This is a genomic window from Vibrio sp. Scap24 (assembly GCF_013394185.1).
In the GTDB taxonomy this organism is placed as follows: Bacteria; Pseudomonadota; Gammaproteobacteria; order Enterobacterales; family Vibrionaceae; genus Vibrio; species Vibrio pomeroyi.
In genome coordinates this window covers 1,457,739-1,482,472 of the sequence record NZ_CP041332.1, presented here as the reverse complement: position 1 = coordinate 1,482,472, position 24,734 = coordinate 1,457,739, and the positions used below count along the sequence as shown (strand labels likewise).

The following is a 24,734-nucleotide window of genomic DNA, read 5'->3' as shown; positions in this document are numbered from 1 at the left end:
CTAAGTCTCTAATAAGAGGATTCAACCGTGGCTCGTAAAACTCCTATAGAGCAATACCGTAATATCGGTATCGTTGCTCACGTAGATGCAGGTAAAACAACCACAAGTGAACGTATTCTGTTCTATACCGGTCTTTCTCACAAAATCGGCGAAGTTCACGATGGTGCAGCAACCATGGACTGGATGGAGCAAGAGCAAGAGCGCGGTATTACGATCACTTCAGCAGCGACCACTACGTTTTGGCGTGGTATGGAAGCTCAGTACTCAGACCACCGTATCAACATCATCGACACTCCTGGACACGTTGACTTCACTATCGAAGTAGAACGTTCTCTACGTGTACTTGATGGTGCAGTTGTTGTGTTCTGTGGCTCATCTGGTGTTGAACCTCAGTCAGAGACAGTATGGCGTCAAGCTGATAAGTACCAAGTTCCACGTATGGTTTTCGTTAATAAAATGGACCGTACAGGCGCAGACTTCTTGCGCGTAGTTGAACAGATTAAGGATCGCCTAGGCGCAACTCCTGTTCCAATTCAACTGAACATTGGTGCTGAAGAAAACTTCCAGGGTGTTGTCGATCTTATCAAGATGAAGGCAATCAACTGGAACGAAGCTGACCAAGGCATGACTTTCACGTACGAAGATATTCCCGCAGACATGCAAGAAATGGCTGAAGAATATCGTACAGAACTTGTTGAAGCTGCTGCAGAAGCAAATGAAGAGCTGATGGATAAGTACCTTGAAGAAGGTGAACTAACAGAAGCTGAAATCAAACAAGGTCTTCGTACTCGTACCCTTAACAATGAAATCGTACTAGCAACTTGTGGTAGTGCATTCAAAAACAAAGGCGTACAAGCTGTTCTAGATGCAGTCGTTGATTTCCTTCCTTCTCCAGTCGATGTTCCTGCAATTAAAGGTATCGATGAAGACGAGAACGAAGCAGAGCGTCACGCGGACGACAAAGAACCGTTCTCAGCGCTAGCATTTAAGATCGCAACAGACCCATTTGTTGGTACTCTTACCTTCATCCGTGTTTACTCTGGTGTTGTAGAAAGCGGTAAAACGGCTTACAACTCTGTGAAAAAACAACGTGAACGTTTAGGTCGCATTGTTCAAATGCACTCAAACAAACGTGAAGAAGTAAAAGAAGTACGAGCAGGTGACATCGCAGCCATCATTGGCCTGAAAGATGTGACCACTGGTGAAACGCTATGTGACCAGAACCATAAGATTGTTCTTGAGCGCATGGAATTCCCAGATCCAGTTATTCAGATCGTTGTAGAGCCAAGCTCTCAAGCTGATCAAGATAAAATGACTATCGCTCTAGGTAAACTAGCAGCGGAAGACCCATCGTTCCGCGTTGATATGGATGCGGAAACAGGCCAGACACTGATTTCTGGTATGGGTGAACTACACTTAGATATCATCGTTGACCGTATGAAGCGTGAATTTAGCGTGAACTGCAACGTTGGTAACCCGCAAGTGGCTTACCGTGAAACGATTCGTGGTACAGCGAAAGCGGAAGGTAAATTTATCCGTGAGCATGGTGGTAAAGGTCAGTACGGTCACGTGTGGCTGAAACTGGAACCATCAGAAGCTGGCGAAGGCTTTGTTTTCGTGGATGAAATTGCCAATGGTATTGTACCTAAAGAGTTTATCGCTTCAGTTGCTAAAGGCGTTGAAGAGCAGATGAACAATGGTGTGCTTGCTGGCTATCCAGTTCTGGATATCAAAGCTACACTATATGATGGTTCTTACCATGAAACAGATTCAAGTGAGATGGCGTTTACAATCGCTGCCTCTATGGCTTTCAGATCGGGTGCACTTGAAGCGCAACCAGTTCTGCTTGAGCCTATGATGAAAGTTGAAGTAACTACTCCAGAAGACTGGATGGGTGACGTTGTTGGCGATATTAACCGTCGTCGCGGCATCATCGAAGGTATGGACGAGGGGACAGCTGGCCTGAAGATAATTCGTGCACAAGTTCCGTTGTCTGTCATGTTCGGTTACGCAACTGATTTACGTTCTGCGACACAAGGTCGTGCTTCTTACTCTATGGAGTTTAGTGAGTACGCTGAAGTGCCTAACAATGTTGCAAAAGCAATCATTGCAGAGCGTGGTTAAAAAAAGGAAGGCATTTTTTTTCATTTTTTGAAAGAACAATGCGTCCAAATATTGCGCTAACGAGAGTTGGCGCATAAAATAGCAATTTCTGGCGCGTCTCGCTCAATAATGAACGTGGCGAATCATAACTAGGAAGGAACACGATTGTGTCTAAAGAAAAATTTGAACGTACGAAACCGCACGTAAACGTTGGTACTATCGGCCACGTTGACCACGGTAAAACAACTCTAACTGCTGCTATCTGTACTACTCTTGCAAAAGTATACGGCGGTGTTGCTAAAGATTTCGCATCTATCGATAACGCTCCAGAAGAGCGTGAGCGCGGTATCACAATCGCAACTTCTCACGTTGAGTACGACACTCCAGCACGTCACTACGCACACGTAGACTGTCCAGGACACGCGGATTATGTTAAAAACATGATCACTGGTGCTGCACAAATGGACGGCGGTATCCTAGTTGTTGCTGCGACTGACGGCCCTATGCCTCAAACTCGTGAGCACATCCTACTTGGTCGTCAAGTTGGTATCCCTTACATCATCGTATTCATGAACAAATGTGACATGGTTGATGACGAAGAGCTACTTGAGCTAGTAGAAATGGAAGTTCGTGAACTTCTTTCTGAGTACGACTTCCCAGGTGATGACCTACCAGTTATCCAAGGTTCTGCACTTGGCGCACTAAACGGCGAGAAGCAGTGGGAAGACAAGATCGTTGAGCTTGCAGAAGCACTAGATTCTTACATCCCTGAGCCAGAGCGTGCAGTAGACCAACCGTTCCTACTACCAATTGAAGACGTATTCTCAATTCAAGGTCGTGGTACTGTTGTAACTGGTCGTATCGAGCGCGGTATCCTACGTGTAGGTGACGAAGTAGAAATCGTTGGTATCAAAGAGACTACTCTTACTACTTGTACTGGTGTTGAAATGTTCCGTAAACTGCTTGACGAAGGTCGTGCAGGTGAGAACGTTGGTGCACTTCTACGTGGTACTAAGCGTGATGACGTTGAACGTGGTCAAGTACTTTCTGCGAAAGGTTCTATCAACCCACACACTAAGTTTGAGTCTGAAGTATACGTACTTTCTAAAGACGAAGGCGGCCGTCACACTCCTTTCTTCAAAGGTTACCGTCCACAGTTCTACTTCCGTACAACTGACGTAACAGGCGACATCACTCTACCAGAAGGCGTAGAAATGGTAATGCCAGGTGACAACGTTCAAATGACTGTTGAGCTAATCGCTCCAATCGCAATGGACGAAGGTCTACGTTTCGCAATCCGCGAAGGTGGCCGTACAGTTGGTGCTGGTGTTGTAGCTAAAATCTTCGCTTAATAGCATTTAGATTTTTGCACTCTCTTCATTAGAAGAGCACGCATCTAAAAAGGGGAGCTTCGGCTTCCCTTTTTTATTTTGGTTATAAGGGTAATTCATCACACTTTATAACAGCAAACTATATTCCAATTTAAATACAGTTATTTACTGACCCGCCTTAATACCCCCCTTCTGTAATACAACCTCCAAAGCCATTTTTACCATTTACTCGCAAAGCACTATAACCAATCGATATAACCAAACCTTAAATATGACTGGTAATAAGAATGATTCCTTTTTATATTTAACCCCAAGTTAAAGGTTTAGGTTTTAGTATGTACATTTGTTTATGCCATGGGGTTTCGGATAAAAAAATCCGCAAGCTCGTAATAGAAGAGGGCATTACTGACATCAAAGGAATTAAAAAATGTACAGCACTTGGCAGTCAATGCGGCAAGTGTGTACGTTCAGCAAAAGAAGTCATTAACGATACTGCGAAAGACCTGTTCAAACAGGCAAGCTAGTTTTGCCCCAAGGGCATTAGCTTTTTTGACACTTCTCGATTTGGTTCTACAGTTAGAAGAGCCAAAGAGGAGGGCTATGTCATGAAAGGCGATCCAATCATCATTCAACATCTCAATAAAATTCTTGGTAATGAACTCGTCGCAATAAACCAATACTTCTTGCATGCTCGCATGTACAAAGATTGGGGCTTGAAGCATCTTGCTGATAAGGAATACCACGAATCTATCGACGAAATGAAACATGCTGACCATCTAATAGAACGCATACTATTTTTAGAAGGCCTCCCAAACCTTCAAGATCTCGGTAAGCTCAAAATTGGTGAAGATACTGAAGAGATGCTTCAGTGTGATTTGTCTCTTGAGATGGAAGCGATACCTGATTTGAAAAATGCCATCGCGTACGCAGAAGATATTCACGACTATGTGTCGCGAGATCTGTTTCAAGACATCCTGGAAGACGAAGAAGATCATGTCGATTGGTTAGAAACCCAGCTCGGTTTAATCAAAATGACCGGGATCCAAAATTATCTACAAGCTCAATATGTGGATGAAGACGAAGGCTAAAACTTAGTAATTAAAAGAGGTAACAGCTGAGGCTTAAACTGAGCTGTTACCTTGCTTACAACTTTCAACGGTAGGGCACTACCGCGCAATCAAAACTCGCCACTTATCTTCTTAAATCGATTCTGCGATTATTTTTCAAACACAGCTTGCAAGTTAAAGTGTGATCTGTATAATGCATCGCACTGGCTAACGCTGGTTGTGAACCAATGAGCACTGAGGAGTAGGTCTTACCTAGTAATGTATACTCAGCTTATGTTCGCGGTTAATAAAAATAGTGAACTTCTTGTTTGCTTCAAAAGTTAACTGACAATGCGTCCTAATTTTGGATGCTACGGTTTCACATAAATCAATCGGCATTCTCTCGTTTTATCGGGTTTGAGTGGCGATATTGTTTGTGTAATTTTTAATAATTGGAGCTCTGTCTCATGCAGAACCAACGTATTCGTATCCGCCTTAAAGCGTTTGATTACAAGCTAATCGATGCTTCAACTGCGGAAATCGTTGAAACAGCAAAACGTACTGGCGCACAGGTTCGTGGTCCTATTCCACTACCTACTCGTAAAGAGCGTTTCACTGTTCTTACCTCTCCACACGTCAACAAAGATGCACGTGACCAGTACGAAATTCGTACTCACAAGCGTTTGATCGACATCGTTGAGCCAACAGATAAAACTGTTGATGCTCTAATGCGTCTTGATCTTGCAGCTGGCGTTGATGTTCAAATCAGCCTAGGTTAAGGGAGATAAGAATAATGATTGGTCTAGTCGGACGTAAAGTGGGTATGACCCGCGTATTTACTGAAGAAGGCGTTTCTATCCCAGTAACTGTTGTTGAGGTTGAAGCGAACCGTATTTCTCAAGTTAAAACTCTTGAGACAGACGGCTACGCAGCAATCCAAGTAACTACTGGTGCTAAGAAAGCTAACCGTGTAACTAAACCTGAAGCTGGTCACTTCGCGAAAGCGGGTGTAGAAGCAGGTCGCGGTCTTTGGGAATTCCGTTTAGAAAACGGCGAAGAGTTTGAAGTTGGCGCTGAGCTAAACGTAGAACTTTTCAACGAAATTAAAAAAGTAGACGTTACTGGTACATCTAAAGGTAAAGGCTTCCAAGGCGCTATCAAGCGTTGGAACTTCTCTACTCAAGATATGACTCACGGTAACTCTTTGTCTCACCGCGCACCGGGTTCAATTGGCCAATGTCAAACTCCAGGCCGCGTGTTTAAAGGCAAGAAAATGGCAGGTCACATGGGTGCTGAGCGTGTAACGACTCAAAACCTAGAGATCGTACGTGTTGACGCTGAGCGCAATCTACTCCTTATTAAAGGTGCAGTACCGGGCTCAACAGGCGGAAACGTGATCGTAAAACCTGCTGTTAAAGCATAACGTCTAGGAGTAAGTAATGGAATTGATGGTTAAAGGTGCTGATGCACTAACTGTTTCCGAGACTACTTTCGGACGTGACTTCAACGAAGCTCTTGTACACCAAGTAGTTGTTGCATATGCAGCAGGTGCTCGTCAAGGTACTCGTGCTCAAAAGACTCGTTCTGAAGTATCTGGCGGTGGCGCTAAGCCATGGCGTCAAAAAGGTACTGGCCGCGCACGTGCTGGTACAATTCGTAGCCCAATCTGGCGTACAGGTGGTGTTACTTTTGCTGCGAAACCACAAGATCACAGCCAAAAAGTAAACAAAAAAATGTACCGCGGTGCTATGAAGAGCATTCTTTCTGAGCTAGTTCGTCAAGAGCGTTTAATCGTTGTTGATAACTTCTCTGTAGAAGCACCAAAAACAAAAGAACTTGTAGCTAAGCTTAAAGAGCTTGAGCTAAGCGACGTTCTGATTGTGACTGGCGAAGTAGATGAAAATCTATTCTTAGCTGCTCGTAACCTATACAAAGTAGACGCACGTGATGTTGCTGGTGTTGATCCAGTATCACTAATCGCTTTCGACAAGGTTCTAATGACTGCTGACGCAGTTAAGCAAGTTGAGGAGATGCTAGCATGATCACTGAAGAGCGTATCTTAAAAGTTCTACGTGCTCCGCACATCTCTGAAAAAGCAACTATGGCAGCTGAGAAAGCGAACACTATCGTTTTCAAAGTAGCTAAAGATGCAACTAAGAAAGAGATCAAAGCAGCTGTAGAAAAGCTATTTGAAGTTGAAGTTAAGTCTGTAAATACTCTTGTATTAAAGGGTAAGACCAAACGTCAAGGTATGCGTGAAGGCCGTCGTTCAGACGTTAAGAAAGCCTACGTTACTTTGAAAGAAGGTCAAGATCTTGACTTCGTTGGCGGCGCGGAATAACAGGAGTAGTAAAAATGGCTATTGTTAAATGTAAGCCGACTTCCCCTGGTCGTCGTCACGTCGTTAAAGTTGTTAACGCTGACCTGCACAAGGGTAAGCCATACGCACCACTTCTAGAGAAAAACTCTAAGAACGGTGGTCGTAACAACAACGGTCGTATTACAGTACGTCACATCGGTGGTGGTCACAAGCACCATTACCGTCTGATTGACTTCAAACGTACTAAAGATGGCATCCCAGCGAAAGTTGAGCGTCTAGAATACGATCCAAACCGTAGTGCTAACATCGCTCTAGTTCTGTACGCAGACGGTGAGCGTCGTTACATCATTGCACCTAAAGGTGTTAACGCAGGTGACCAGATTCAATCTGGTGTAGATGCGCCAATCAAAGCAGGTAACACTCTGCCGATGCGCAACATCCCAGTAGGTTCTACTGTACACTGTGTTGAACTTAAGCCTGGTAAAGGTGCTCAACTAGCTCGTTCGGCTGGTGCTTATGCTCAAATCATCGCTCGCGATGGTGCATACGTAACTATCCGTCTACGTTCTGGTGAGATGCGCAAAGTACTTTCTGAAGGTCGTGCAACGATCGGTGAAGTTGGTAACTCTGAGCATATGCTACGTGAACTTGGTAAAGCTGGTGCTTCACGCTGGCGCGGCGTACGTCCAACCGTACGTGGTGTAGTAATGAACCCGGTGGATCACCCACATGGTGGTGGTGAAGGCCGCACATCTGGTGGTCGTCACCCAGTTTCTCCTTGGGGCGTTCCTACTAAGGGCTTCAAGACTCGTAAGAACAAGCGCACTGACAAGTACATCGTACGTCGTCGCACTAAATAATTTATAAAGAGGAATCGCCATGCCACGTTCTCTCAAGAAAGGTCCTTTTATTGACCTACACTTGCTGAAGAAGGTAGAGAAAGCGGTGGAAAGCGGAGACAAAAAGCCTATTAAGACTTGGTCCCGTCGCTCAATGATCATCCCAACAATGATTGGTTTGACCATCGCTGTCCATAATGGTCGTCAGCACGTTCCAGTTTTCGTTACCGAAGAAATGATCGGTCACAAACTGGGCGAATTTGCACCAACTCGTACTTATCGCGGTCATGCTGCAGATAAGAAAGCTAAGAAGAAATAAGGAGTAGATGATGGAAGCTTTAGCTAAACATAACTTTGCTCGTATTTCTCCACAGAAAGCTCGCTTAGTTGCAGACCAAATTCGCGGTAAGTCGGTAGACCAAGCTCTAGAAATTCTAACTTTCAGCAACAAAAAAGCTGCTGTATTGGTTAAGAAGGTTCTTGAGTCAGCTATCGCTAACGCGGAACATAACGAAGGTGCAGATATCGACGATCTAAATGTCGCTAAAATCTTCGTAGATGAGGGCCCTATCATGAAGCGTATTATGCCTCGTGCTAAAGGTCGTGCGGATCGTATCTTGAAGCGTTCAAGCCACATCACTATTGTTGTAGCAGATCGCTAAAGACTAGGAGAGTAAGCAATGGGTCAGAAAGTACATCCTAATGGTATTCGTCTTGGCATCGTTAAGCCTTGGAATGCTACATGGTTTGCTAATACCAACGAATTCGCTGACAACCTAGACGGCGACTTCAAGGTACGTCAGTTCCTTACCAAGGAACTACAAAAAGCATCATTATCTCGTATCGTTATCGAGCGTCCAGCTAAGAGCATCCGTGTGACTATTCACACTGCTCGTCCTGGCGTTGTTATCGGTAAGAAAGGTGAAGACGTAGAGAAGCTACGCGCAGCTGTAGCTAAAATCGCAGGTGTACCAGCGCAAATTAACATCGCTGAAGTACGTAAGCCTGAGCTAGATGGTCAGCTTGTAGCTGATAGCATCGCGTCTCAACTAGAGCGTCGTGTTATGTTCCGTCGTGCAATGAAGCGTGCGGTACAAAATGCTATGCGTCTAGGCGCTAAAGGCATCAAAGTACAAGTAGGCGGCCGTCTTGGCGGTGCTGAAATCGCACGTTCTGAGTGGTACCGTGAAGGCCGTGTGCCTCTACACACTCTACGTGCAGACATTGATTACGCAACTTCTTCGGCTCACACTCAATACGGTGTGATCGGCATTAAAGTTTGGATCTTCAAAGGTGAGATTCTAGGCGGTATGCCAGCTGCTAACGCAGTAGAGCCTAAAGGCGATAAGCCTAAGAAGCAGCGTAAAGGCCGTAAGTAAGGAGTCGAACGATGCTACAACCAAAACGTACTAAGTTCCGCAAGGTTATGACTGGTCGTAACCGTGGTCTAGCTAAAGGTACTGAAGTAAGCTTCGGCGAATTCGGTCTTAAAGCTGTTGGCCGTGGTCGTCTGACTGCACGTCAAATCGAAGCGGCACGTCGTGCTATGACACGTCACATTAAGCGTCAAGGTCAAATCTGGATTCGTGTATTCCCAGACAAGCCAATTACTGAAAAGCCTCTTGAAGTTCGTCAAGGTAAAGGTAAAGGTTCAGTTGCGTACTGGGTTGCTCAAATCCAACCAGGCAAAGTTATGTACGAGATGAATGGCGTACCTGAAGAGTTGGCACGTGAAGCGTTCCGCCTAGCGGCACGTAAACTGCCTGTTAAAACTACTTTTGTAACTAAGCAGGTGATGTGATGAAAGCACAAGATCTACGCGAAAAGAACGTTGAAGAGCTTAACGCTGAGCTATTGAATTTGCTACGTGAACAGTTCAACTTGCGCATGCAAGCTGCAACTGGTCAACTTCAGCAAACTCATACTCTAAAAGCTGTACGCCGTGACATCGCACGTGTGAAAACTGTTTTGACTGAAAAGGCAGGCGCATAATGAGCGAAACTAACCGCATCCAGCAAGGCCGTGTAGTAAGCGACAAGATGGACAAGTCTATCGTTGTTGCTATTGAACGCACTGTAAAACACCCAATTTACGGTAAGTTCATCAAACGCACGACTAAAGTACACGCACACGACGAAGACAACACTTGTGGCCTAGGCGACAAAGTTGAAATCGCTGAGTGTCGTCCTCTGTCTAAGACTAAGTCTTGGACATTGGTTAAAGTTCTAGAAAAAGCGAAGATTTAATCTTTGTAATTCTATAACTTATAAGCGGCTCCAAATTATTTTTTGGAGCCGCTTGTTTTTTGTCTACCCAATTTTAAAAAAGGGTGGTACAATTCGCGTCCCTTTTAAAGAGGCAGCCCGACCCGAGAGGGTCTAGTTTTAATATTTAGCGGAGCACTAACAATGATCCAGATGCAAAGTACACTTGATGCAGCAGATAACTCTGGCGCGCGCAAGGTAATGTGTATTAAGGTTCTGGGTGGCTCTCACCGCCGTTATGCACATATCGGTGACGTCATCAAGGTTACAGTGAAGGAAGCGATTCCTCGCGGTAAAGTAAAGAAAGGTGATGTTCTGAAGGCGGTAGTAGTGCGCACCCGTAAAGGCGTTCGTCGCCCAGACGGTTCTGTCATTCGCTTCGACAGTAATGCTTGTGTATTGTTAAACGACACTACTGAGCAACCAGTCGGCACACGTATCTTTGGTCCTGTGACTCGTGAACTTCGTAACGCGAAATTCATGAAGATTGTATCACTAGCACCTGAAGTTCTGTAAGGAGCGGCAACATGGCAGCTAAAATCCGTCGTAATGACGAAGTAATCATTCTTGCTGGTAAAGATAAAGGCAAGAAAGGTAAAGTAACTAAGGTTCTGACAACTGGTAAAGTTATCGTTGAAGGCATCAACCTTGTTAAGAAACACCAAAAGCCGGTTCCGGCTCTAGGTCAACAAGGTGGCATCGTTGAACAAGAAGCAGCTATTGACGCTTCTAACGTTGCAGTTTTTAACGCGGCTACTGGTAAAGCAGACCGTATCGGTTTCCGTATCGAAGATGGCAAGAAAGTTCGTTTCTTCAAATCTAACGGCGAAACTGTTTCTAACTAATTAGAAGTAATTTGGAGTTCTACTATGGCGAAACTGCATGATTACTACAAGTCGTCTGTAGTCGCTGAGCTTACCAAAGAGTTCAGCTACACAAGCGTCATGCAAGTCCCTAGGATTGAGAAAATCACCCTAAACATGGGCGTTGGTGAAGCAATCAACGATAAGAAACTGCTAGAAAACGCAGCAGCTGATATGGCAACGATCTCTGGTCAAAAGCCACTTATCACTAAAGCGCGTAAATCTGTAGCTGGTTTCAAAATTCGTGAAGGCTACCCAATTGGTTGTAAAGTAACCTTGCGTGGTGAGCGCATGTGGGAATTTTTAGAGCGTTTAATCTCTATCGCACTTCCACGTGTACGTGATTTCCGTGGTGTTAGCGCTAAGTCTTTTGACGGTCGCGGTAACTACAGCATGGGCGTTCGCGAGCAAATCATCTTTCCGGAAATCGACTACGATAAAGTCGATCGTGTCCGCGGTCTTGATATCACTATCACGACTTCTGCGGGTTCCGATGAGGAAGGCCGAGCTCTGCTGGCTGCCTTTAACTTCCCATTCCGTAAGTAAGGGTAGGGTTACTGTTATGGCTAAACAATCAATGAAAGCACGTGAAGCTAAACGTGCAAAACTAGTAGCTAAGTTCGCTGAAAAGCGTTCTGCGCTAAAAGTTATCATTAGCGATGTAAACGCATCTGAAGAAGATCGTTGGAATGCGGTTCTTAAACTGCAATCTCTTCCACGTGATTCAAGTGCATCACGTCAGCGCAACCGTTGCAACCAAACTGGTCGTCCACACGGTTACCTACGTAAATTCGGTCTAAGCCGCATTAAGGTTCGTGAAGCTTGCATGAAAGGCGAGATTCCGGGTCTTCGTAAGGCTAGCTGGTAATTGCCACTTAATCATTTGGAGTAAATCTTATGAGCATGCAAGATCCGATTTCGGATATGCTGACCCGCGTTCGTAACGGTCAGGCAGCAAACAAAGTTGCTGTAAAAATGCCTTCTTCAAAGCTTAAAGTTGCAATTGCTGCATTACTTAAAGCTGAAGGTTACATCGTAGACTTCGCTGTAAACAGCGAAGCAAAACCTGAGCTAGAAGTTACTCTTAAGTACTTCCAAGCTAAACCTGTAATCGAGCAAATCAAGCGCGTATCACGTCCTGGTCTAAGAGTTTATAAAAATAAAGACTCTTTACCTACAGTGATGGGTGGTCTTGGTATTGCAGTTGTTTCTACTTCCAAGGGTCTGATGTCTGACCGTGCTGCTCGTAAAGCAGGTCTTGGCGGTGAAATCATCTGTTACGTAGCTTAATAAGGAGTAGATTATGTCTCGTGTTGCTAAAGCACCTGTCGCTATTCCAGCTGGCGTAGAGGTGAAACTAAACGGCCAAGAAGTTACTGTAAAAGGTAGCAAAGGTGAGCTTACTCGCGTTCTTAACAGCGCCGTAGTTATTGCACAGGAAGAAACCAAGCTAACTTTCGGTCCGAAAGAAGGCGTTACTAACGCATGGGCACAAGCTGGTACAGCTCGCGCTCTAGTTAATAACATGGTTGTGGGTGTTACTGAGGGCTTTACTAAGAAGCTAACTCTTAAGGGTGTTGGTTACCGTGCTGCTATGAAAGGCAACTCTGTAGCTCTAACTCTTGGCTTTTCTCACCCAGTAGAGCACGCTCTACCTGAAGGTATTAAAGCTGAGTGCCCTAGCCAAACTGAGATCATCATTACTGGTTGCGATAAGCAAGTAGTAGGTCAAGTTGCGGCTGACATTCGTTCTTACCGTGCTCCTGAGCCTTACAAAGGTAAAGGTGTTCGTTACGCAGATGAAAATGTGCGTACTAAAGAAGCTAAGAAGAAGTAAGGTATCACTATGGATAAGAAAGCATCTCGCATCCGTCGTGCTACACGTGCACGTCGTAAGATTGCAGAACTTGGTGCAACTCGCCTGGTAGTACACCGTACTCCTCGCCATGTTTACGCACAAGTTATCGCGGCAAACGGCTCTGAGGTTATCGCAGCTGCTTCTACTGTAGAAAAAGCGATCCGTGAGCAAGTTAAGAACACTGGTAACGTTGATGCAGCTAAAGCAGTTGGTAAAGCTGTTGCTGAGCGCGCTCTTGAAAAAGGCGTAGCTTCAGTTGCATTTGATCGTTCTGGTTTCCAATACCACGGTCGAGTAGCGGCGCTAGCAGAATCTGCTCGCGAAGCTGGTCTGAAATTCTAAGGTAGGGTTGGAAGATGGCTAAAGAACAACAACAAGCTAATGATTTGCAAGAAAAGCTGATCGCTGTTAACCGTGTATCTAAGACGGTTAAAGGTGGTCGAATCATGAGCTTTACTGCGCTAACAGTAGTTGGTGACGGTAACGGTCGCGTAGGTTTCGGTTACGGCAAAGCTCGTGAAGTACCTGCTGCGATTCAAAAAGCAATGGAAAAAGCGCGCCGTAACATGGTTACAGTATCGCTAAACGAAGGCACTCTTCACCACCCGGTGAAAGGTCGTCATTCGGGCTCTAAAGTTTACATGCAGCCAGCTGCAGAAGGTACAGGTGTTATTGCCGGTGGTGCAATGCGTGCTGTACTTGAAGTTGCGGGCGTACATAACGTACTTTCTAAAGCATACGGTTCAACGAACCCGATCAACATCGTTCGTGCAACGATTGGTGCTCTAGTAGACGTTAAGTCACCAGAAATGGTTGCTGCTAAACGTGGTCTAACTGTTGAATCTATTTCGGAGTAAGCACACGATGGCAACTATTAAAGTAACTCAAACTAAAAGCTCAATTGGTCGCCTACCTAAGCACAAAGCGTGTCTTAAAGGTCTAGGTCTTCGTCGCATCAACCATACAGTAGAACTTGAAGATACTCCGTGCGTACGCGGTATGATCAACAAGGTTTACTACATGGTTAAGATTGAGGAGTAATCAGAATGCGTTTGAATACTCTATCACCGGCTGCTGGCTCTAAACCTTCTAAGAAGCGTGTAGGTCGTGGTATCGGTTCTGGCCTTGGTAAAACAGGTGGCCGCGGTCACAAAGGTCAAAAGTCACGTTCTGGCGGCTCTGTTCGTCCAGGTTTTGAAGGCGGTCAAATGCCTCTAAAACAACGTCTACCTAAATTCGGTTTCACTTCTCGTAAGAGCCTAGTGTCTGCTGAAGTTCGTCTAGCTGAGCTAGCGAAAGTAACAGGTGACGTAGTTGATCTTAACAGCCTTAAAGCTGCTAACGTTATCACTAAGAACATCGAATTCGTTAAGATCGTTCTTTCTGGTGACCTAAGCAAAGCTGTGACTGTTAAAGGTCTACGCGTGACTAAAGGCGCTAAAGCTGCAATCGAAGCTGCAGGCGGTAAAATCGAGGAATAATCTCGAGGAACGAGGTACAGATGGCTAAGAAACCAGGACAAGATTTTCGTAGTGCTCAGAGCGGCTTAAGTGAACTAAAGTCGCGCTTATTATTCGTAATTGGTGCACTTTTAGTATTCCGAGCCGGCTCTTTTGTGCCGATCCCTGGTATTGACGCAGCTGTACTTGCCGATTTGTTCGATCAGCAAAAAGGTACCATCGTTGAAATGTTTAACATGTTCTCCGGTGGTGCTCTTGAGCGTGCATCTATATTAGCATTGGGTATCATGCCGTACATTTCGGCATCGATCGTAGTCCAATTGTTAACTGTAGTTCATCCAGCGTTAGCGGAACTCAAGAAAGAGGGTGAAGCAGGCCGTCGTAAGATAAGCCAATATACACGCTACGGCACGCTTGTACTTGCAACATTCCAAGCTATTGGTATCGCAACAGGCTTACCAAACATGGTCGACAATCTGGTTGTTATCAACCAAACCATGTTTACGCTTATTGCTACCGTGAGTTTAGTAACTGGTACCATGTTCTTAATGTGGTTAGGTGAACAAATCACTGAGCGAGGAATCGGTAATGGTATTTCCATTCTGATTTTTGCAGGTATTGTTGCTGGATTGCCTTCTGCAATCGGTCAAACAATCGAGCAAGCGCGTCAAGGTGAATTGCATGTGCTTCTTCTGCTGTTGATTGCTGTATTGTCTTTTGCTGTTATCTACTTCGTAGTTTTCATGGAACGTGGTCAACGTCGTATCGTCGTTAACTATGCGAAACGTCAACAAGGTCGTAAGGTTTTTGCAGCACAAAGCTCTCACTTGCCTCTTAAGATTAATATGGCAGGTGTTATTCCAGCGATTTTCGCATCAAGTATTATTTTGTTCCCAGGAACATTAGCACAGTGGTTTGGTCAAAATGGTGAAAGCAGCGCGTTCGGTTGGTTAACTGACGTGTCATTAGCTCTTAGCCCAGGTCAGCCTCTGTATGTAATGCTTTATGCAGCAGCTATAATCTTCTTCTGTTTCTTCTATACAGCGTTGGTGTTTAACCCACGTGAAACAGCTGATAACTTGAAGAAGTCTGGTGCATTCGTACCCGGTATCCGCCCAGGTGAGCAGACAGCGAAATATATCGATAAAGTGATGACTAGACTAACCCTTGCGGGTGCTCTATACATTACTTTTATATGTCTGATTCCTGAGTTCATGATGGTCGCGTGGAACGTTCGTTTCTACTTCGGCGGCACATCACTACTAATCGTAGTGGTAGTTATCATGGATTTCATGGCACAGGTACAGACTCATCTGATGTCACAACAGTATGATTCTGTGTTAAAGAAAGCGAATCTGAAGGGTTACGGCCGTTAATTCGGTGGTAGCAATTTCGATTCCATTTACGGAGTTTAGCAATGAAAGTTCGTGCTTCCGTTAAAAAAATCTGCCGTAACTGTAAAGTTATCAAGCGTAACGGTGTCGTTCGCGTGATTTGCAGTGAGCCAAAGCATAAGCAACGCCAAGGCTAATTAGCAGAAATTTTTACTTGAAATACAAGGTAGAGTCGAGTATATTCCTCGGCCTACCTTTTGCGTGCAAAAGAAGTAGTATGCCGCAGCGTATCCATAACGGGCTTTGCTGCGGATAATTCTTTTATGAACCCCTTAGGAGTGAATAATGGCCCGTATAGCCGGCATTAACATTCCTGATCATAAGCATTCTGTAATTGCACTTACTGCAATCTACGGTATTGGTAAAACTCGCTCTCAAGCTATTCTAGCTGAAGTGGGTATTGCTGAAGATGCTAAGATCAGTGAACTAACTGAAGAGCAGATCGATCAACTGCGTGATGGTGTAGCTAAGTACACTGTAGAAGGTGATCTACGTCGTGAAGTATCGATGAACATCAAGCGTCTTATGGACCTTGGCTGTTACCGCGGTCTTCGTCATCGTCGCAGTCTACCACTACGTGGACAGCGTACTAAAACCAACGCTCGCACCCGTAAGGGTCCGCGCAAGCCGATCAAGAAATAGTCGGATAAGGTAGAGTACAATGGCAAAACAACCAACTCGCGCGCGTAAGCGCGTACGCAAGCAAGTAGCTGATGGCGTAGCGCACATTCATGCTTCTTTCAACAACACAATCGTAACTATCACTGACCGTCAAGGCAACGCTCTTGCATGGGCTACAGCAGGTGGTTCAGGTTTCCGTGGTTCTCGTAAATCTACTCCGTTCGCAGCACAAGTTGCAGCTGAGCGTTGTGGTGAAATGGCTAAAGAATATGGCCTAAAGAACTTGGAAGTTATGGTTAAGGGTCCAGGTCCAGGTCGTGAATCTACTGTTCGCGCACTGAACGCTGCTGGTTTCCGTATCACTAACATTGTTGATGCGACACCAATCCCTCATAACGGTTGTCGTCCACCTAAGAAACGTCGCGTTTAAGTTTCGTTTCTAGGAATATTGGAGAAAGATCATGGCAAGATATTTGGGTCCTAAGCTGAAGCTTAGCCGTCGCGAAGGTACTGACTTATTCCTTAAGTCTGGTGTCCGTGCGATCGATACCAAGTGTAAAATTGATAACGCACCAGGTGTACACGGCGCTCGTCGCGGTCGTCTATCTGAGTATGGCGTTCAGCTTCGTGAGAAGCAAAAAGTTCGTCGTATCTACGGCGTTCTAGAAAAACAATTCCGCAACTACTACAAAGAAGCTGCACGTCTTAAAGGCAACACGGGTGCAAACCTGCTTCAGCTTCTTGAAGGTCGTCTTGATAACGTAGTTTACCGTATGGGCTTTGGCGCTACTCGTGCTGAATCTCGTCAACTAGTTAGCCACAAGTCTATCCTAGTTAACGGTAAAGTTGTAAACGTTCCTTCTTTCAAAGTAGCGGCAAACGACGTTGTTTCTATCCGCGAGAAAGCTAAACAGCAATCTCGTATTAAAGCGGCTCTAGAAGTTGCTGAACAACGTGAAAAGCCAACTTGGATTGAAGTAGATGCTGGCAAAATGGAAGGTACATTCAAGCGTATGCCTGAGCGTTCTGACCTATCAGCTGACATCAATGAACACTTGATCGTCGAACTTTACTCTAAGTAAGGTTAAAAAAAGAGAGGACACAATGCAGGGTTCTGTAACAGAATTTCTTAAGCCGCGTCTTGTTGACATTGAACAGATCAATACGACACACGCGAAAGTAACTCTTGAGCCATTAGAGCGCGGTTTCGGCCACACTCTAGGTAATGCTCTTCGCCGCATTCTTCTATCTTCTATGCCGGGTTGTGCCGTAACAGAAGTTGAAATTGAAGGTGTGCTACACGAATACAGCACTAAAGAAGGCGTTCAGGAAGATATCCTGGAAATCCTTCTAAACCTTAAAGGTTTGGCTGTACGCGTTGCTGAAGGCAAAGATGAAGTGTTTATTACACTGAACAAATCAGGCTCAGGCCCTGTTGTTGCAGGTGACATCACCCACGATGGTGATGTAGAGATCGCTAACCCTGAGCACGTAATTTGTCACCTAACGGATGACAACGCTGAGATCGCTATGCGTATCAAAGTAGAACGTGGTCGTGGTTACGTTCCAGCTTCAGCTCGTATCCATACTGAAGAAGATGAGCGTCCAATCGGTCGTCTACTAGTTGACGCTACTTACAGCCCGGTTGATAAAATCGCTTACGCTGTAGAAGCGGCACGTGTAGAACAACGTACTGATTTAGACAAGCTTGTTATCGATATGGAAACGAACGGTACTCTAGAACCTGAGGAAGCAATCCGTCGTGCAGCTACTATTCTAGCTGAACAATTGGATGCGTTCGTAGATCTTCGTGATGTACGTGTACCTGAGGAGAAGGAAGAGAAGCCAGAATTCGATCCTATCCTACTACGTCCTGTAGACGATCTTGAACTAACAGTTCGCTCTGCTAACTGTTTGAAAGCAGAAGCGATTCACTACATCGGTGATCTTGTACAGCGCACTGAGGTTGAGCTACTTAAAACGCCAAACCTTGGTAAGAAATCTCTTACAGAGATTAAAGATGTGCTTGCTTCACGTGGTCTTTCTCTAGGCATGCGTCTAGAAAACTGGCCACCAGCGTCAATCGCTGAAGATTAATCGAAAAGTTAGAAGGATTAGGTCATGCGCCATCGTAAAAGTGGTCGTCAACTCAACCGCAACAGCAGTCATCGCAAAGCGATGTTCAGCAACATGGCTAGCTCTCTTGTTCGTCACGAAGTTATCAAAACTACCGTGCCAAAAGCAAAAGAACTACGTCGCGTAATTGAGCCATTGATTACCCTAGCTAAGACAGACAGTGTTGCTAACCGTCGTCTTGCATTTGCTCGCACTCGTGATAACGAAGTTGTAGCAAAACTATTTAATGAACTAGGCCCGCGTTTTGCGGCTCGCCAAGGTGGTTACACTCGCATTCTTAAATGTGGTTTCCGTACTGGTGATAAAGCTCCAATGGCTTACATTGAGCTTGTAGACCGCCCAGCTGCTGAAGAAGCTGCTGAGTAATCTATACTAGATTCTTAATACAAAAAGCCGAGCATTAGCTCGGCTTTTTTGTATCTATCGAATCTGATTACACGATAAAAATTGCACCACGATGTTTGGCACTTTTACATGCCATTTCTAGCATAATTCTCAAAAATATCTCGTATCTCGTATCTCGTATCTCGTATCTCGTATCTCTCATCTTATATCTCGTTTCTCCCCTCACTTTTCTTTCGCGCACAAAAAAGAGCACCGAAGTGCCCTTATCAAATCTTTAAGCTAGCTATTAATAATTAACGTTTATTGCCATATAGCTGCAAGAGAATCCATTAGGCCACTCGTTGCACCTTGTGACTGCAATGCCTGAAGAATGATTGGTGCAAATGTCGTAACCATTGATGGGTCCATACCTAATCCAGAAAATGCACTTTCAACAGCACCTTGTGAACTCAGTAGCGATGATAGACCAGTAGACTCAAGGCTCGACATACCAGGAATCAGCGTAGCGAGTTCTTTGTTGTCGGTAGAACCAAGTGAGTTTTGTGCAAGCGCTAACATTGAACCAATGCCGCCAATAGCTTGATCGCTAGTGACAGACGCTTGGTCGGCAACAGTATCAGCAAGAGGTGTTGTTTCATTTTGCTGAGACCACATATTCACCGCTGCCATTAGTGCAGTTTGTGATAGTTGGGAATAGTTGGTATCTGATGATGAACTGGTTTGTTCAGAGTCACTAGTGCTAGCGCAAGAGACAACAGCAAGGCTGCTTAAAACTGTGATGAGTACTTTCTTCATTATTCGTCCTTAAGTAATAAAGTAATTTACTCTTTCACTATAAACGAAAAACGGCGATGTAGTCACATCGCCGTTGCATTATTTTAATTTTATTTGCCTATAGTATTTTGTTTTACTAAAGGTTTTTATAAAAATTAAAGAATAGCTAGAAGTTCAACTTCAAATACTAGAGCAGCAAATGGTGGGATTGCAGCACCTGCGCCACGCTCACCGTATGCTAGATCTTGTGGGATGTATAGCTTCCACTTAGAGCCAACAGGCATCATTTGTAGAGCTTGTACCCAACCTTGAATTACGCCAGTTACTGGGAATTCAGCTGGTTGACCGCGAGATACAGAGCTGTCGAAAACAGTACCGTCAGTTAGTTCGCCGTGGTAGTGAACACGTACTTGCTTGTCTGCAGTTGGGATTTCGCCAGTACCTTCAGTTAGTACTTCGTACTGAAGACCAGACTCAAGAACTGTTACTTCTGAACGAAGAGCGTTGTCAGCTAGGAAAGCTTCGCCGTCAGCAGCAGCAGCTTTAGCTAGTTCTTGACGTGCAGCTTCACCGCGAGTGTGTAGCTCTTGTAGTGCGTTGTTGATTTCGTCAACTTCGATAGCTGGCATGTCACCAACTAGAGCTGTTGCGATACCAGCAGCGATTGCGTCAACGTTTAGGCCTTCAAGACCAGAACCAGCAAGTTGTTGGCCCATTTGTAGACCGATACCGTAGCTAGCTTTTTGCTCTACAGTTTCAAATTTTACTTCAGACATGAAAAGTCACTCTTTTAGTCAGTACGAAAAGGGTAAGAATACCAGTATTAGCAGCGTGAAGAAACGGCTAGTCCCTGATCACTTGTGCTTTACCGCGTCCAAATCACAGGGATGTCAATTTTCTCCCTTTGAGCCTTGTTGTGACGGAAAGATCTATACTGTTGGTACTTTGGTTTTTATACTGTAGTTATTCAATGTATAGGACGCAGTGGCATGAATCGTCGTCAAAAGAAAAAACAGAAAGTTGACCACTTAGCAGAATTCAAGGATCGACTGAATCAGGTCAAAGAGAAATTGAGTTCGATCGATGTAAATAAAATGAAAGCCTCGACAGTACAAACTTGGGGTTCATTACCGAAATTACACCAAAGACTGTTGATGGTGATTTCGCCGATCGTACTAATATTACTTTTTGTGCCGCTACCAGAACCAAAAGTAGATGCTACCCCAACCACATCGCGCGTTGCGCTTGAGATAAACACGGTAGGGTTAAGCGAACAACAAAATGCCAACAGCAACTCATCAGAACCGAGTAATAATAATTGGCAAGAGTACCTTGTTAAGCAAGGAGATACTCTGGCGCAGGTTTTTCGAAATAACGATTTGCCGTTGTCTGATTTGAACGCATTGGTGCGTATCGAAGGCTCAGACAAACCACTTAGTCAAATCCGTAAAGGTCAACTCGTTCGATTTAAGCTGGCAGAGACCGGGCAACTTGATATCCTGCAGCTAGAGAAAGGCAACACATCGGTGATGTTCTTCCGCTTGTCTGATGGTGGTTTTGGCCGCAGTAAATAAGTGCTTTGCTGAGTCATGAACTCAGCAGCAAGAACGTGATAAAAAAGAGCTAAGCATTAGCTCTTTTTTTTGGTCGCTTGAAAGGGGCGAGTGGCAAGATGATCAGCATGATACCGATAAAGGTTAATGTATCTGGGATCTCATCGAACCAAATGGCGCCAATTAGCGCGACAAACACCAAACCTGAATATTCTGCCAAGGCGATTTGGCTTGAGTGTGCTTTCTTATAGGCGGCAACCGCAAGCCCGTTATAGCTCAAGATGAGTGTTGCGCTTAGTACTATGTATCCTAAGTGCTCGATAGATACCGGTTGCCAATACAGGAAGCACAATATCAATGAAGCCGGAATTGAGAATAACGTTGTCCACCACAGCGTCGTGACTACAGATTGCTCACTAGGGAGTTTTCGCACCAATACATTGAACAGGGCTAGAGTAAGCGCAGTGCCTAAGGCAAACAGTGCTGCCCAATGAAATTGTGATGGCCTTAAGACAATCAGCGCACCGATGAAACCTATGGTAGTGGCGATTACCTTCCCAAGTGCAGGTTGCTCTTTGAGTAGAAACATAGAAAGAGGCAACATCAATAGAGGCGCTACGTAAAACACAGCGTTGGCGGTTGCCAAAGTTAAATGAGTGATTGCCACAACCATACACCCACTGCCAATTAATATTAGTTGGCCGCGTATGAAGGTGACTTTGGCTTGCTGTAAGCGTCGTTGTTCCTTTTTCTGCTGCAACCATAATGGGGTGATGATCAGCAGAGAGAGCAACTGTCGGAAAAAAATATATTGAAGAGGCGGTACTTCGCCATTCAATAGTTTTACGGCTACGTCCGAAAGCGAGGCAAACAGGTTACCCGCGATCAGTAGTAGGATACCGACAGTGATATTCGACATTACTTCTCTAATCTCATATCTACGTGCGGAATATCATCTTCCAGGTACATCTCAGAGATTGTCTTGAATCCATGACTTTCATAGAAGCTTTCTAAGTGCTCTTGTGCACCAATATCTACGGCCGTGCCAGGCCAAAGAGACTCACAGTTTGTTAATGCTTCTTTCAACAATTGGTGCCCTAAGCCATCGCCTCTTGCTGATTGTTTAGTTGCCACTCGGCCGATGCTGGTGTTGTCATAACTCGTGCCCGGCGGCAATAAGCGAGCACACGCCACTAGCTCCTCATCTACGTAACCAAGAAGGTGATGAACACCAGCGAGTGTGTCTTTACCGTCAAGCTCTGGATAAGGGCAGGTTTGCTCAACCACAAATACATCTACTCGCAATTTAAGTAGTTGATAAAGCTGATGTGTTGAAAGTTCAGAGAAAGGAATTGAGTGCCAAGTGATCATGTTTACATCCAGAGGTTATCGATGCTCTGAATGTACTATGCGTGATGATTGTTGGCATTAACTATTGTTAATTCGACCTTTAATTCTGCTCAAGCTTATTGCTGTTATTCCTAAGTAGGCGGCAATTTGATTATCGTTGAGGCGCTGTTCAAGGTCTGGATAGTGCTCGCAGAAAAGCTGATAACGTTGTTCAGGAGTATAGAGCAGCATGAAACGCTCTTTGTTTTCCTTATGCATCAGTTGTGTTTCTAACAGCTTTAAATACAAAGGGTTATTCGATGCGCGCCACTCGATTACCGCATTCATTGGCAGTTCTAACATTGTGATGGGTGTTAGTGTTTCAAGCAGATACGGGGAAGATTGGTTTTTTATCAGACTCTCAAAACCGATGATCCAATCTTGTTCCCAGTAAAACTCTTTGCTGTATTGCTTGCCATCATCAGTGAGGTAGCAAGCATGACACAAGCCTTCAAGTACGAAGTAGATTGACCCTGCCATCTCACCTTGGTTAATAAGGATGTGTCTGGTCGGTAGTTCAAGCGGCTTGGCGACAGCGACTAGAGATTCAATCTGACTTTCAGAGAAGTCGAAGCTTTGTAGTTGTTCGATAAAAGAGGTGTGCATGAAAATAACCTAACCCAAATAAGTGCCGAAATCATCGCACTTATTTGAGTGTAGGTACAGAGCGGGCGAAATCAGCGTCGAGCGTGTTGCTCTAGGTAGTCTTGAGCAAGTTCTCGACCCATGTATTTACCTAAGGTCTTCAATGGTACCTTCTTAAGGTTAACCACAATTAAACCATCTAGCGCATCATTAAATGATGGGTCGACGTTAAAGCAAACCAGCTTCCCGTTCATCCCTAGATATTGGCGCAATAATACCGGTAGGCCTTTTCCTTGTTCCATACGAGCTAGCACTTTAGAAAGCAGGGGAACACTCGCCAATGACGACAAAAGATGATTTTGCCAGAACACATGACTACTGGTATTGAGTGGCGACGAAGGTGAAACCAGATTGGCCTTTTCCTCATCGTAGTGGTGAATCGATAAGGTGGTTGCTATCAACAGGCGCGCATTGTGGCTGTAATCATTACTGATACTGACCGGACCAAATAGGTGGGTGTATTTAGGGTGACGAGACACAAAGGTCGCGATGCCTTTCCATAACAATAACAGTGAGTTAAGGCTCTTTTGATAAGGTTTGCTCACTACAGAACGACCAAGTTCAATGCTGTTGTCTAACGTATCGATAAACTCTTGGTTGTAGTTAAACAGACTGCGGGAATAGAGTTGGTCCAACCCGTGATCTACGATTAACTTGTCGACCATACCGAGTCGATAAGCGCCGACTAATTCTGCCTTAGCTTTGTTCCACACAAACAATTGGTGATAGTAAAGGTCGTACTCATCTAAATCACAAGCAAGCCCACTACCTTCCCCAACTTCACGGAAGCTCTCTTCTCTGACTCGACCAATCTCGCGCATTAAGTTTGGAATAGATTGGCTTGGTGTGCAGTAGACCTCGAAGTCACCTTGCTCGAGCAGCTTCATCTCTTCAGGGAGTGAGCTTATCTCTATTGCCAATACTTCGGGTGATATTGGCGTTATCACTTGAGTATCGAAAGAGGGCGCGTGGATTGGCGTGTTCGGACTATCTTGTTGACTCATTAGGTAGGTATTAAGTCGTAGGTAGTTGACGATATCCATCTCTTTTTCAAACGATTTTATCTCTGAATACGGAATCGATGAGCCAATCGAGATAGAAATAGTTGTCGCTTGTTTATTAAGAAGTTCACGCCCGAGTAGAGCGGTTCTCAACAGTGGATGCACACGACCCGCTTGGTAGAAAAGCTCACTGTTTTTTCCATTGATAAAGATAGGAACCGTAGTGGCTTGATGACGTTTGACGAATTTCGCGACCGATTTACTCCACTCGATATCTGTCAGTGTTTTTACCCCTTTACGATAGCTTGATACTTCCCCTGCAGGGAACACGATCAACAGCCCGCCATCGGCTAGGTGACGATTGGCATCACGAATGGCTTTGGCATTGGTGCGTTTCGATTCTTTACTATTAAAGACATCAACACCTATGAAAAGATCATCCAGTTCAGGCAGTCGCTTGAGTAATTCATTCGCTAATACCTTCACATCCTTTCTTACCGATCCTACGAGATCAGCCAGGATCACACCTTCAATTGCGCCAAGTGGGTGGTTCGCCACAATCACGACTGGCCCTTCTTCCGGGATATTTTCCGTGCTTCCCGATGCCACCGAGTAGTCGATATTGAGCGCCGATAGGGTGTAATTCATGAATTCAAAACTAGATAACTCGTTTTTTCGATCTTGATAGAGTCGGTCTAGCTTAGATAGCCCAGTTGCCCACTCGACAACAGACTCACCTAAACCAAAAGGCGTGTAACGTGGTAAACGAAAAGGACTATCAATCATAATGAA

General features: G+C 44.9%; 39 protein-coding genes. 33 read left to right on the top strand and 6 right to left on the bottom strand.

Features of this window, described 5'->3' with window-relative positions; all coding sequences use genetic code 11:
- Positions 1-27: 27 nt before the first annotated feature.
- The 32 genes from fusA (at position 28) to rplQ (ending at position 18,601) form a co-directional block, all read left to right on the top strand.
- A complete protein-coding gene (fusA, locus tag FLM53_RS06425; RefSeq protein ID WP_017632120.1) occupies positions 28-2,124 on the top strand; it encodes an elongation factor G in 2,097 nt (698 codons plus the stop codon).
- A gap of 146 nt (positions 2,125-2,270) precedes the next feature.
- Complete coding sequence (gene tuf / locus FLM53_RS06420; RefSeq protein ID WP_010435158.1) at positions 2,271-3,455, top strand: elongation factor Tu; 1,185 nt, start codon at positions 2,271-2,273, stop codon at positions 3,453-3,455.
- Between the two features lie 314 nt (positions 3,456-3,769).
- A complete protein-coding gene (locus tag FLM53_RS06415) occupies positions 3,770-3,958 on the top strand; it encodes a (2Fe-2S)-binding protein (RefSeq protein WP_017629804.1) in 189 nt (62 codons plus the stop codon).
- A gap of 81 nt (positions 3,959-4,039) precedes the next feature.
- The gene (gene bfr / locus FLM53_RS06410) at positions 4,040-4,522 is read left to right on the top strand and encodes a bacterioferritin (RefSeq protein WP_017629803.1); all 483 of its coding nucleotides are present in this window, start codon (positions 4,040-4,042) and stop codon (positions 4,520-4,522) included.
- 425 nt (positions 4,523-4,947) lie between these two features.
- Positions 4,948-5,259, top strand: a complete 312-nt coding sequence (gene rpsJ / locus FLM53_RS06405; RefSeq protein WP_004736761.1) for a 30S ribosomal protein S10 — start codon at positions 4,948-4,950, stop codon at positions 5,257-5,259.
- 14 nt (positions 5,260-5,273) lie between these two features.
- Positions 5,274-5,903 carry a 50S ribosomal protein L3 gene (gene rplC, locus FLM53_RS06400; protein ID WP_004736763.1) on the top strand — a complete coding sequence of 210 codons (630 nt, stop codon included), beginning with the start codon at positions 5,274-5,276 and terminating at the stop codon, positions 5,901-5,903.
- A gap of 16 nt (positions 5,904-5,919) precedes the next feature.
- Positions 5,920-6,522, top strand: a complete 603-nt coding sequence (gene rplD, locus FLM53_RS06395; protein ID WP_004738803.1) for a 50S ribosomal protein L4 — start codon at positions 5,920-5,922, stop codon at positions 6,520-6,522.
- Entirely contained in the window at positions 6,519-6,821 is a 303-nt protein-coding gene (gene rplW, locus FLM53_RS06390; protein WP_004736765.1) for a 50S ribosomal protein L23, read from the top strand. Before rplD ends, rplW begins: the two co-directional genes overlap by 4 nt.
- A 14-nt stretch (positions 6,822-6,835) precedes the next feature.
- Positions 6,836-7,660, top strand: coding sequence for a 50S ribosomal protein L2 (rplB, locus tag FLM53_RS06385; RefSeq protein WP_017629802.1), 825 nt, complete (start codon positions 6,836-6,838; stop codon positions 7,658-7,660).
- A 19-nt stretch (positions 7,661-7,679) separates the two neighbouring features.
- Positions 7,680-7,958 carry a 30S ribosomal protein S19 gene (gene rpsS, locus FLM53_RS06380; protein WP_004736729.1) on the top strand — a complete coding sequence of 93 codons (279 nt, stop codon included), beginning with the start codon at positions 7,680-7,682 and terminating at the stop codon, positions 7,956-7,958.
- A 10-nt stretch (positions 7,959-7,968) separates the two neighbouring features.
- Positions 7,969-8,301: a 50S ribosomal protein L22 gene (rplV, locus tag FLM53_RS06375; protein ID WP_004736732.1), complete on the top strand. Its 333-nt coding sequence runs from the start codon at positions 7,969-7,971 to the stop codon at positions 8,299-8,301.
- An 18-nt stretch (positions 8,302-8,319) separates the two neighbouring features.
- A complete protein-coding gene (gene rpsC, locus FLM53_RS06370; RefSeq protein ID WP_004736734.1) occupies positions 8,320-9,018 on the top strand; it encodes a 30S ribosomal protein S3 in 699 nt (232 codons plus the stop codon).
- 11 nt (positions 9,019-9,029) lie between these two features.
- On the top strand, positions 9,030-9,440 hold the full coding sequence (rplP, locus tag FLM53_RS06365) for a 50S ribosomal protein L16 (RefSeq protein WP_004736736.1): 411 nt from the start codon (positions 9,030-9,032) through the stop codon (positions 9,438-9,440).
- On the top strand, positions 9,440-9,631 hold the full coding sequence (gene rpmC / locus FLM53_RS06360; protein ID WP_004736737.1) for a 50S ribosomal protein L29: 192 nt from the start codon (positions 9,440-9,442) through the stop codon (positions 9,629-9,631). The genes rplP and rpmC overlap by 1 nt, the downstream gene beginning before the upstream one ends.
- A complete protein-coding gene (gene rpsQ / locus FLM53_RS06355; protein WP_004736739.1) occupies positions 9,631-9,885 on the top strand; it encodes a 30S ribosomal protein S17 in 255 nt (84 codons plus the stop codon). The genes rpmC and rpsQ overlap by 1 nt, the downstream gene beginning before the upstream one ends.
- Positions 9,886-10,047: 162 nt before the next feature.
- The gene (gene rplN / locus FLM53_RS06350) at positions 10,048-10,419 is read left to right on the top strand and encodes a 50S ribosomal protein L14 (protein WP_004736740.1); all 372 of its coding nucleotides are present in this window, start codon (positions 10,048-10,050) and stop codon (positions 10,417-10,419) included.
- A gap of 11 nt (positions 10,420-10,430) precedes the next feature.
- Positions 10,431-10,748: a 50S ribosomal protein L24 gene (gene rplX / locus FLM53_RS06345; RefSeq protein ID WP_004738792.1), complete on the top strand. Its 318-nt coding sequence runs from the start codon at positions 10,431-10,433 to the stop codon at positions 10,746-10,748.
- Between the two features lie 24 nt (positions 10,749-10,772).
- The gene (gene rplE, locus FLM53_RS06340; protein WP_004738790.1) at positions 10,773-11,312 is read left to right on the top strand and encodes a 50S ribosomal protein L5; all 540 of its coding nucleotides are present in this window, start codon (positions 10,773-10,775) and stop codon (positions 11,310-11,312) included.
- Between the two features lie 16 nt (positions 11,313-11,328).
- Positions 11,329-11,634, top strand: a complete 306-nt coding sequence (rpsN, locus tag FLM53_RS06335; protein WP_004738789.1) for a 30S ribosomal protein S14 — start codon at positions 11,329-11,331, stop codon at positions 11,632-11,634.
- A gap of 29 nt (positions 11,635-11,663) precedes the next feature.
- On the top strand, positions 11,664-12,056 hold the full coding sequence (gene rpsH / locus FLM53_RS06330) for a 30S ribosomal protein S8 (protein ID WP_017061309.1): 393 nt from the start codon (positions 11,664-11,666) through the stop codon (positions 12,054-12,056).
- Positions 12,057-12,069: 13 nt separating this feature from the next.
- Positions 12,070-12,603, top strand: a complete 534-nt coding sequence (gene rplF, locus FLM53_RS06325) for a 50S ribosomal protein L6 (RefSeq protein ID WP_017629801.1) — start codon at positions 12,070-12,072, stop codon at positions 12,601-12,603.
- A 9-nt stretch (positions 12,604-12,612) separates the two neighbouring features.
- Complete coding sequence (rplR, locus tag FLM53_RS06320) at positions 12,613-12,966, top strand: 50S ribosomal protein L18 (RefSeq protein ID WP_004738784.1); 354 nt, start codon at positions 12,613-12,615, stop codon at positions 12,964-12,966.
- 14 nt (positions 12,967-12,980) lie between these two features.
- Complete coding sequence (gene rpsE, locus FLM53_RS06315; protein ID WP_017061307.1) at positions 12,981-13,481, top strand: 30S ribosomal protein S5; 501 nt, start codon at positions 12,981-12,983, stop codon at positions 13,479-13,481.
- 7 nt (positions 13,482-13,488) lie between these two features.
- Entirely contained in the window at positions 13,489-13,665 is a 177-nt protein-coding gene (rpmD, locus tag FLM53_RS06310; protein ID WP_004736756.1) for a 50S ribosomal protein L30, read from the top strand.
- Positions 13,666-13,670: 5 nt separating this feature from the next.
- Complete coding sequence (gene rplO, locus FLM53_RS06305) at positions 13,671-14,105, top strand: 50S ribosomal protein L15 (RefSeq protein ID WP_004736758.1); 435 nt, start codon at positions 13,671-13,673, stop codon at positions 14,103-14,105.
- A 20-nt stretch (positions 14,106-14,125) separates the two neighbouring features.
- Positions 14,126-15,460 carry a preprotein translocase subunit SecY gene (gene secY / locus FLM53_RS06300; protein WP_004738781.1) on the top strand — a complete coding sequence of 445 codons (1,335 nt, stop codon included), beginning with the start codon at positions 14,126-14,128 and terminating at the stop codon, positions 15,458-15,460.
- Between the two features lie 41 nt (positions 15,461-15,501).
- Positions 15,502-15,615 carry a 50S ribosomal protein L36 gene (gene rpmJ, locus FLM53_RS06295; protein WP_000868186.1) on the top strand — a complete coding sequence of 38 codons (114 nt, stop codon included), beginning with the start codon at positions 15,502-15,504 and terminating at the stop codon, positions 15,613-15,615.
- Between the two features lie 148 nt (positions 15,616-15,763).
- On the top strand, positions 15,764-16,120 hold the full coding sequence (gene rpsM / locus FLM53_RS06290; RefSeq protein WP_004738779.1) for a 30S ribosomal protein S13: 357 nt from the start codon (positions 15,764-15,766) through the stop codon (positions 16,118-16,120).
- Between the two features lie 19 nt (positions 16,121-16,139).
- Positions 16,140-16,529 carry a 30S ribosomal protein S11 gene (gene rpsK, locus FLM53_RS06285; protein ID WP_004738778.1) on the top strand — a complete coding sequence of 130 codons (390 nt, stop codon included), beginning with the start codon at positions 16,140-16,142 and terminating at the stop codon, positions 16,527-16,529.
- Positions 16,530-16,560: 31 nt separating this feature from the next.
- Complete coding sequence (rpsD, locus tag FLM53_RS06280; RefSeq protein WP_004738777.1) at positions 16,561-17,181, top strand: 30S ribosomal protein S4; 621 nt, start codon at positions 16,561-16,563, stop codon at positions 17,179-17,181.
- 22 nt (positions 17,182-17,203) lie between these two features.
- Entirely contained in the window at positions 17,204-18,196 is a 993-nt protein-coding gene (gene rpoA / locus FLM53_RS06275) for a DNA-directed RNA polymerase subunit alpha (protein WP_004729813.1), read from the top strand.
- 24 nt (positions 18,197-18,220) lie between these two features.
- On the top strand, positions 18,221-18,601 hold the full coding sequence (rplQ, locus tag FLM53_RS06270; RefSeq protein ID WP_004729812.1) for a 50S ribosomal protein L17: 381 nt from the start codon (positions 18,221-18,223) through the stop codon (positions 18,599-18,601).
- Positions 18,602-18,880: 279 nt separating this feature from the next.
- Here rplQ and FLM53_RS06265 read toward each other — a convergent pair whose 3' ends face one another.
- Both FLM53_RS06265 and FLM53_RS06260 read right to left on the bottom strand, forming a co-directional pair.
- On the bottom strand, positions 18,881-19,375 hold the full coding sequence (locus tag FLM53_RS06265; protein WP_176680512.1) for a DUF2780 domain-containing protein: 495 nt from the start codon (positions 19,373-19,375) through the stop codon (positions 18,881-18,883).
- Between the two features lie 134 nt (positions 19,376-19,509).
- The gene (locus FLM53_RS06260; RefSeq protein ID WP_008220519.1) at positions 19,510-20,130 is read right to left on the bottom strand and encodes an FKBP-type peptidyl-prolyl cis-trans isomerase; all 621 of its coding nucleotides are present in this window, start codon (positions 20,128-20,130) and stop codon (positions 19,510-19,512) included.
- Positions 20,131-20,343: 213 nt separating this feature from the next.
- Here FLM53_RS06260 and FLM53_RS06255 point away from each other — a divergent pair, with 213 nt between their 5' ends.
- Positions 20,344-20,928 carry a LysM-like peptidoglycan-binding domain-containing protein gene (locus FLM53_RS06255; RefSeq protein ID WP_176680511.1) on the top strand — a complete coding sequence of 195 codons (585 nt, stop codon included), beginning with the start codon at positions 20,344-20,346 and terminating at the stop codon, positions 20,926-20,928.
- Positions 20,929-20,977: 49 nt separating this feature from the next.
- Here the strand turns inward: FLM53_RS06255 and FLM53_RS06250 are convergent, their stop codons facing one another.
- From FLM53_RS06250 to FLM53_RS06235, 4 genes are all read right to left on the bottom strand, one after another.
- The gene (locus FLM53_RS06250) at positions 20,978-21,826 is read right to left on the bottom strand and encodes a DMT family transporter (protein WP_176680510.1); all 849 of its coding nucleotides are present in this window, start codon (positions 21,824-21,826) and stop codon (positions 20,978-20,980) included.
- Complete coding sequence (locus FLM53_RS06245) at positions 21,826-22,278, bottom strand: GNAT family N-acetyltransferase (protein WP_176680509.1); 453 nt, start codon at positions 22,276-22,278, stop codon at positions 21,826-21,828. Before FLM53_RS06245 ends, FLM53_RS06250 begins: the two co-directional genes overlap by 1 nt.
- 57 nt (positions 22,279-22,335) lie before the next feature.
- Positions 22,336-22,902 (bottom strand): Crp/Fnr family transcriptional regulator, encoded by a 567-nt coding sequence (locus FLM53_RS06240; RefSeq protein WP_176680508.1) that lies wholly within the window; start codon positions 22,900-22,902, stop codon positions 22,336-22,338.
- Between the two features lie 71 nt (positions 22,903-22,973).
- Positions 22,974-24,728, bottom strand: coding sequence for a lysophospholipid acyltransferase family protein (locus FLM53_RS06235; protein WP_176680507.1), 1,755 nt, complete (start codon positions 24,726-24,728; stop codon positions 22,974-22,976).
- Positions 24,729-24,734: the final 6 nt, after the last annotated feature.

Excerpts from the sequence above, each read along its gene's own strand:
- FLM53_RS06415 (WP_017629804.1), top strand. The coding sequence starts at position 3,770 with ATGTACATTTGTTTATGCCATGGGGTTTCGGATAAAAAAATCCGCAAG.
- bfr (WP_017629803.1), top strand. The coding sequence starts at position 4,040 with ATGAAAGGCGATCCAATCATCATTCAACATCTCAATAAAATTCTTGGT.
- rpsJ (WP_004736761.1), top strand. The coding sequence starts at position 4,948 with ATGCAGAACCAACGTATTCGTATCCGCCTTAAAGCGTTTGATTACAAG.
- rplC (WP_004736763.1), top strand. The coding sequence starts at position 5,274 with ATGATTGGTCTAGTCGGACGTAAAGTGGGTATGACCCGCGTATTTACT.
- rplD (WP_004738803.1), top strand. The coding sequence starts at position 5,920 with ATGGAATTGATGGTTAAAGGTGCTGATGCACTAACTGTTTCCGAGACT.
- rplW (WP_004736765.1), top strand. The coding sequence starts at position 6,519 with ATGATCACTGAAGAGCGTATCTTAAAAGTTCTACGTGCTCCGCACATC.
- rplB (WP_017629802.1), top strand. The coding sequence starts at position 6,836 with ATGGCTATTGTTAAATGTAAGCCGACTTCCCCTGGTCGTCGTCACGTC.
- rpsS (WP_004736729.1), top strand. The coding sequence starts at position 7,680 with ATGCCACGTTCTCTCAAGAAAGGTCCTTTTATTGACCTACACTTGCTG.
- rplV (WP_004736732.1), top strand. The coding sequence starts at position 7,969 with ATGGAAGCTTTAGCTAAACATAACTTTGCTCGTATTTCTCCACAGAAA.
- rpsC (WP_004736734.1), top strand. The coding sequence starts at position 8,320 with ATGGGTCAGAAAGTACATCCTAATGGTATTCGTCTTGGCATCGTTAAG.
- rplP (WP_004736736.1), top strand. The coding sequence starts at position 9,030 with ATGCTACAACCAAAACGTACTAAGTTCCGCAAGGTTATGACTGGTCGT.
- rpmC (WP_004736737.1), top strand. The coding sequence starts at position 9,440 with ATGAAAGCACAAGATCTACGCGAAAAGAACGTTGAAGAGCTTAACGCT.
- rpsQ (WP_004736739.1), top strand. The coding sequence starts at position 9,631 with ATGAGCGAAACTAACCGCATCCAGCAAGGCCGTGTAGTAAGCGACAAG.
- rplN (WP_004736740.1), top strand. The coding sequence starts at position 10,048 with ATGATCCAGATGCAAAGTACACTTGATGCAGCAGATAACTCTGGCGCG.
- rplX (WP_004738792.1), top strand. The coding sequence starts at position 10,431 with ATGGCAGCTAAAATCCGTCGTAATGACGAAGTAATCATTCTTGCTGGT.
- rplE (WP_004738790.1), top strand. The coding sequence starts at position 10,773 with ATGGCGAAACTGCATGATTACTACAAGTCGTCTGTAGTCGCTGAGCTT.
- rpsN (WP_004738789.1), top strand. The coding sequence starts at position 11,329 with ATGGCTAAACAATCAATGAAAGCACGTGAAGCTAAACGTGCAAAACTA.
- rpsH (WP_017061309.1), top strand. The coding sequence starts at position 11,664 with ATGAGCATGCAAGATCCGATTTCGGATATGCTGACCCGCGTTCGTAAC.
- rplF (WP_017629801.1), top strand. The coding sequence starts at position 12,070 with ATGTCTCGTGTTGCTAAAGCACCTGTCGCTATTCCAGCTGGCGTAGAG.
- rplR (WP_004738784.1), top strand. The coding sequence starts at position 12,613 with ATGGATAAGAAAGCATCTCGCATCCGTCGTGCTACACGTGCACGTCGT.
- rpsE (WP_017061307.1), top strand. The coding sequence starts at position 12,981 with ATGGCTAAAGAACAACAACAAGCTAATGATTTGCAAGAAAAGCTGATC.
- rpmD (WP_004736756.1), top strand. The coding sequence starts at position 13,489 with ATGGCAACTATTAAAGTAACTCAAACTAAAAGCTCAATTGGTCGCCTA.
- rplO (WP_004736758.1), top strand. The coding sequence starts at position 13,671 with ATGCGTTTGAATACTCTATCACCGGCTGCTGGCTCTAAACCTTCTAAG.
- secY (WP_004738781.1), top strand. The coding sequence starts at position 14,126 with ATGGCTAAGAAACCAGGACAAGATTTTCGTAGTGCTCAGAGCGGCTTA.
- rpmJ (WP_000868186.1), top strand. The coding sequence starts at position 15,502 with ATGAAAGTTCGTGCTTCCGTTAAAAAAATCTGCCGTAACTGTAAAGTT.
- rpsM (WP_004738779.1), top strand. The coding sequence starts at position 15,764 with ATGGCCCGTATAGCCGGCATTAACATTCCTGATCATAAGCATTCTGTA.
- rpsK (WP_004738778.1), top strand. The coding sequence starts at position 16,140 with ATGGCAAAACAACCAACTCGCGCGCGTAAGCGCGTACGCAAGCAAGTA.
- rpsD (WP_004738777.1), top strand. The coding sequence starts at position 16,561 with ATGGCAAGATATTTGGGTCCTAAGCTGAAGCTTAGCCGTCGCGAAGGT.
- rpoA (WP_004729813.1), top strand. The coding sequence starts at position 17,204 with ATGCAGGGTTCTGTAACAGAATTTCTTAAGCCGCGTCTTGTTGACATT.
- rplQ (WP_004729812.1), top strand. The coding sequence starts at position 18,221 with ATGCGCCATCGTAAAAGTGGTCGTCAACTCAACCGCAACAGCAGTCAT.
- FLM53_RS06265 (WP_176680512.1), bottom strand. The coding sequence starts at position 19,375 with ATGAAGAAAGTACTCATCACAGTTTTAAGCAGCCTTGCTGTTGTCTCT.
- FLM53_RS06260 (WP_008220519.1), bottom strand. The coding sequence starts at position 20,130 with ATGTCTGAAGTAAAATTTGAAACTGTAGAGCAAAAAGCTAGCTACGGT.
- FLM53_RS06255 (WP_176680511.1), top strand. The coding sequence starts at position 20,344 with ATGAATCGTCGTCAAAAGAAAAAACAGAAAGTTGACCACTTAGCAGAA.
- FLM53_RS06250 (WP_176680510.1), bottom strand. The coding sequence starts at position 21,826 with ATGTCGAATATCACTGTCGGTATCCTACTACTGATCGCGGGTAACCTG.
- FLM53_RS06245 (WP_176680509.1), bottom strand. The coding sequence starts at position 22,278 with ATGATCACTTGGCACTCAATTCCTTTCTCTGAACTTTCAACACATCAG.
- FLM53_RS06240 (WP_176680508.1), bottom strand. The coding sequence starts at position 22,902 with ATGCACACCTCTTTTATCGAACAACTACAAAGCTTCGACTTCTCTGAA.
- FLM53_RS06235 (WP_176680507.1), bottom strand. The coding sequence starts at position 24,728 with ATGATTGATAGTCCTTTTCGTTTACCACGTTACACGCCTTTTGGTTTA.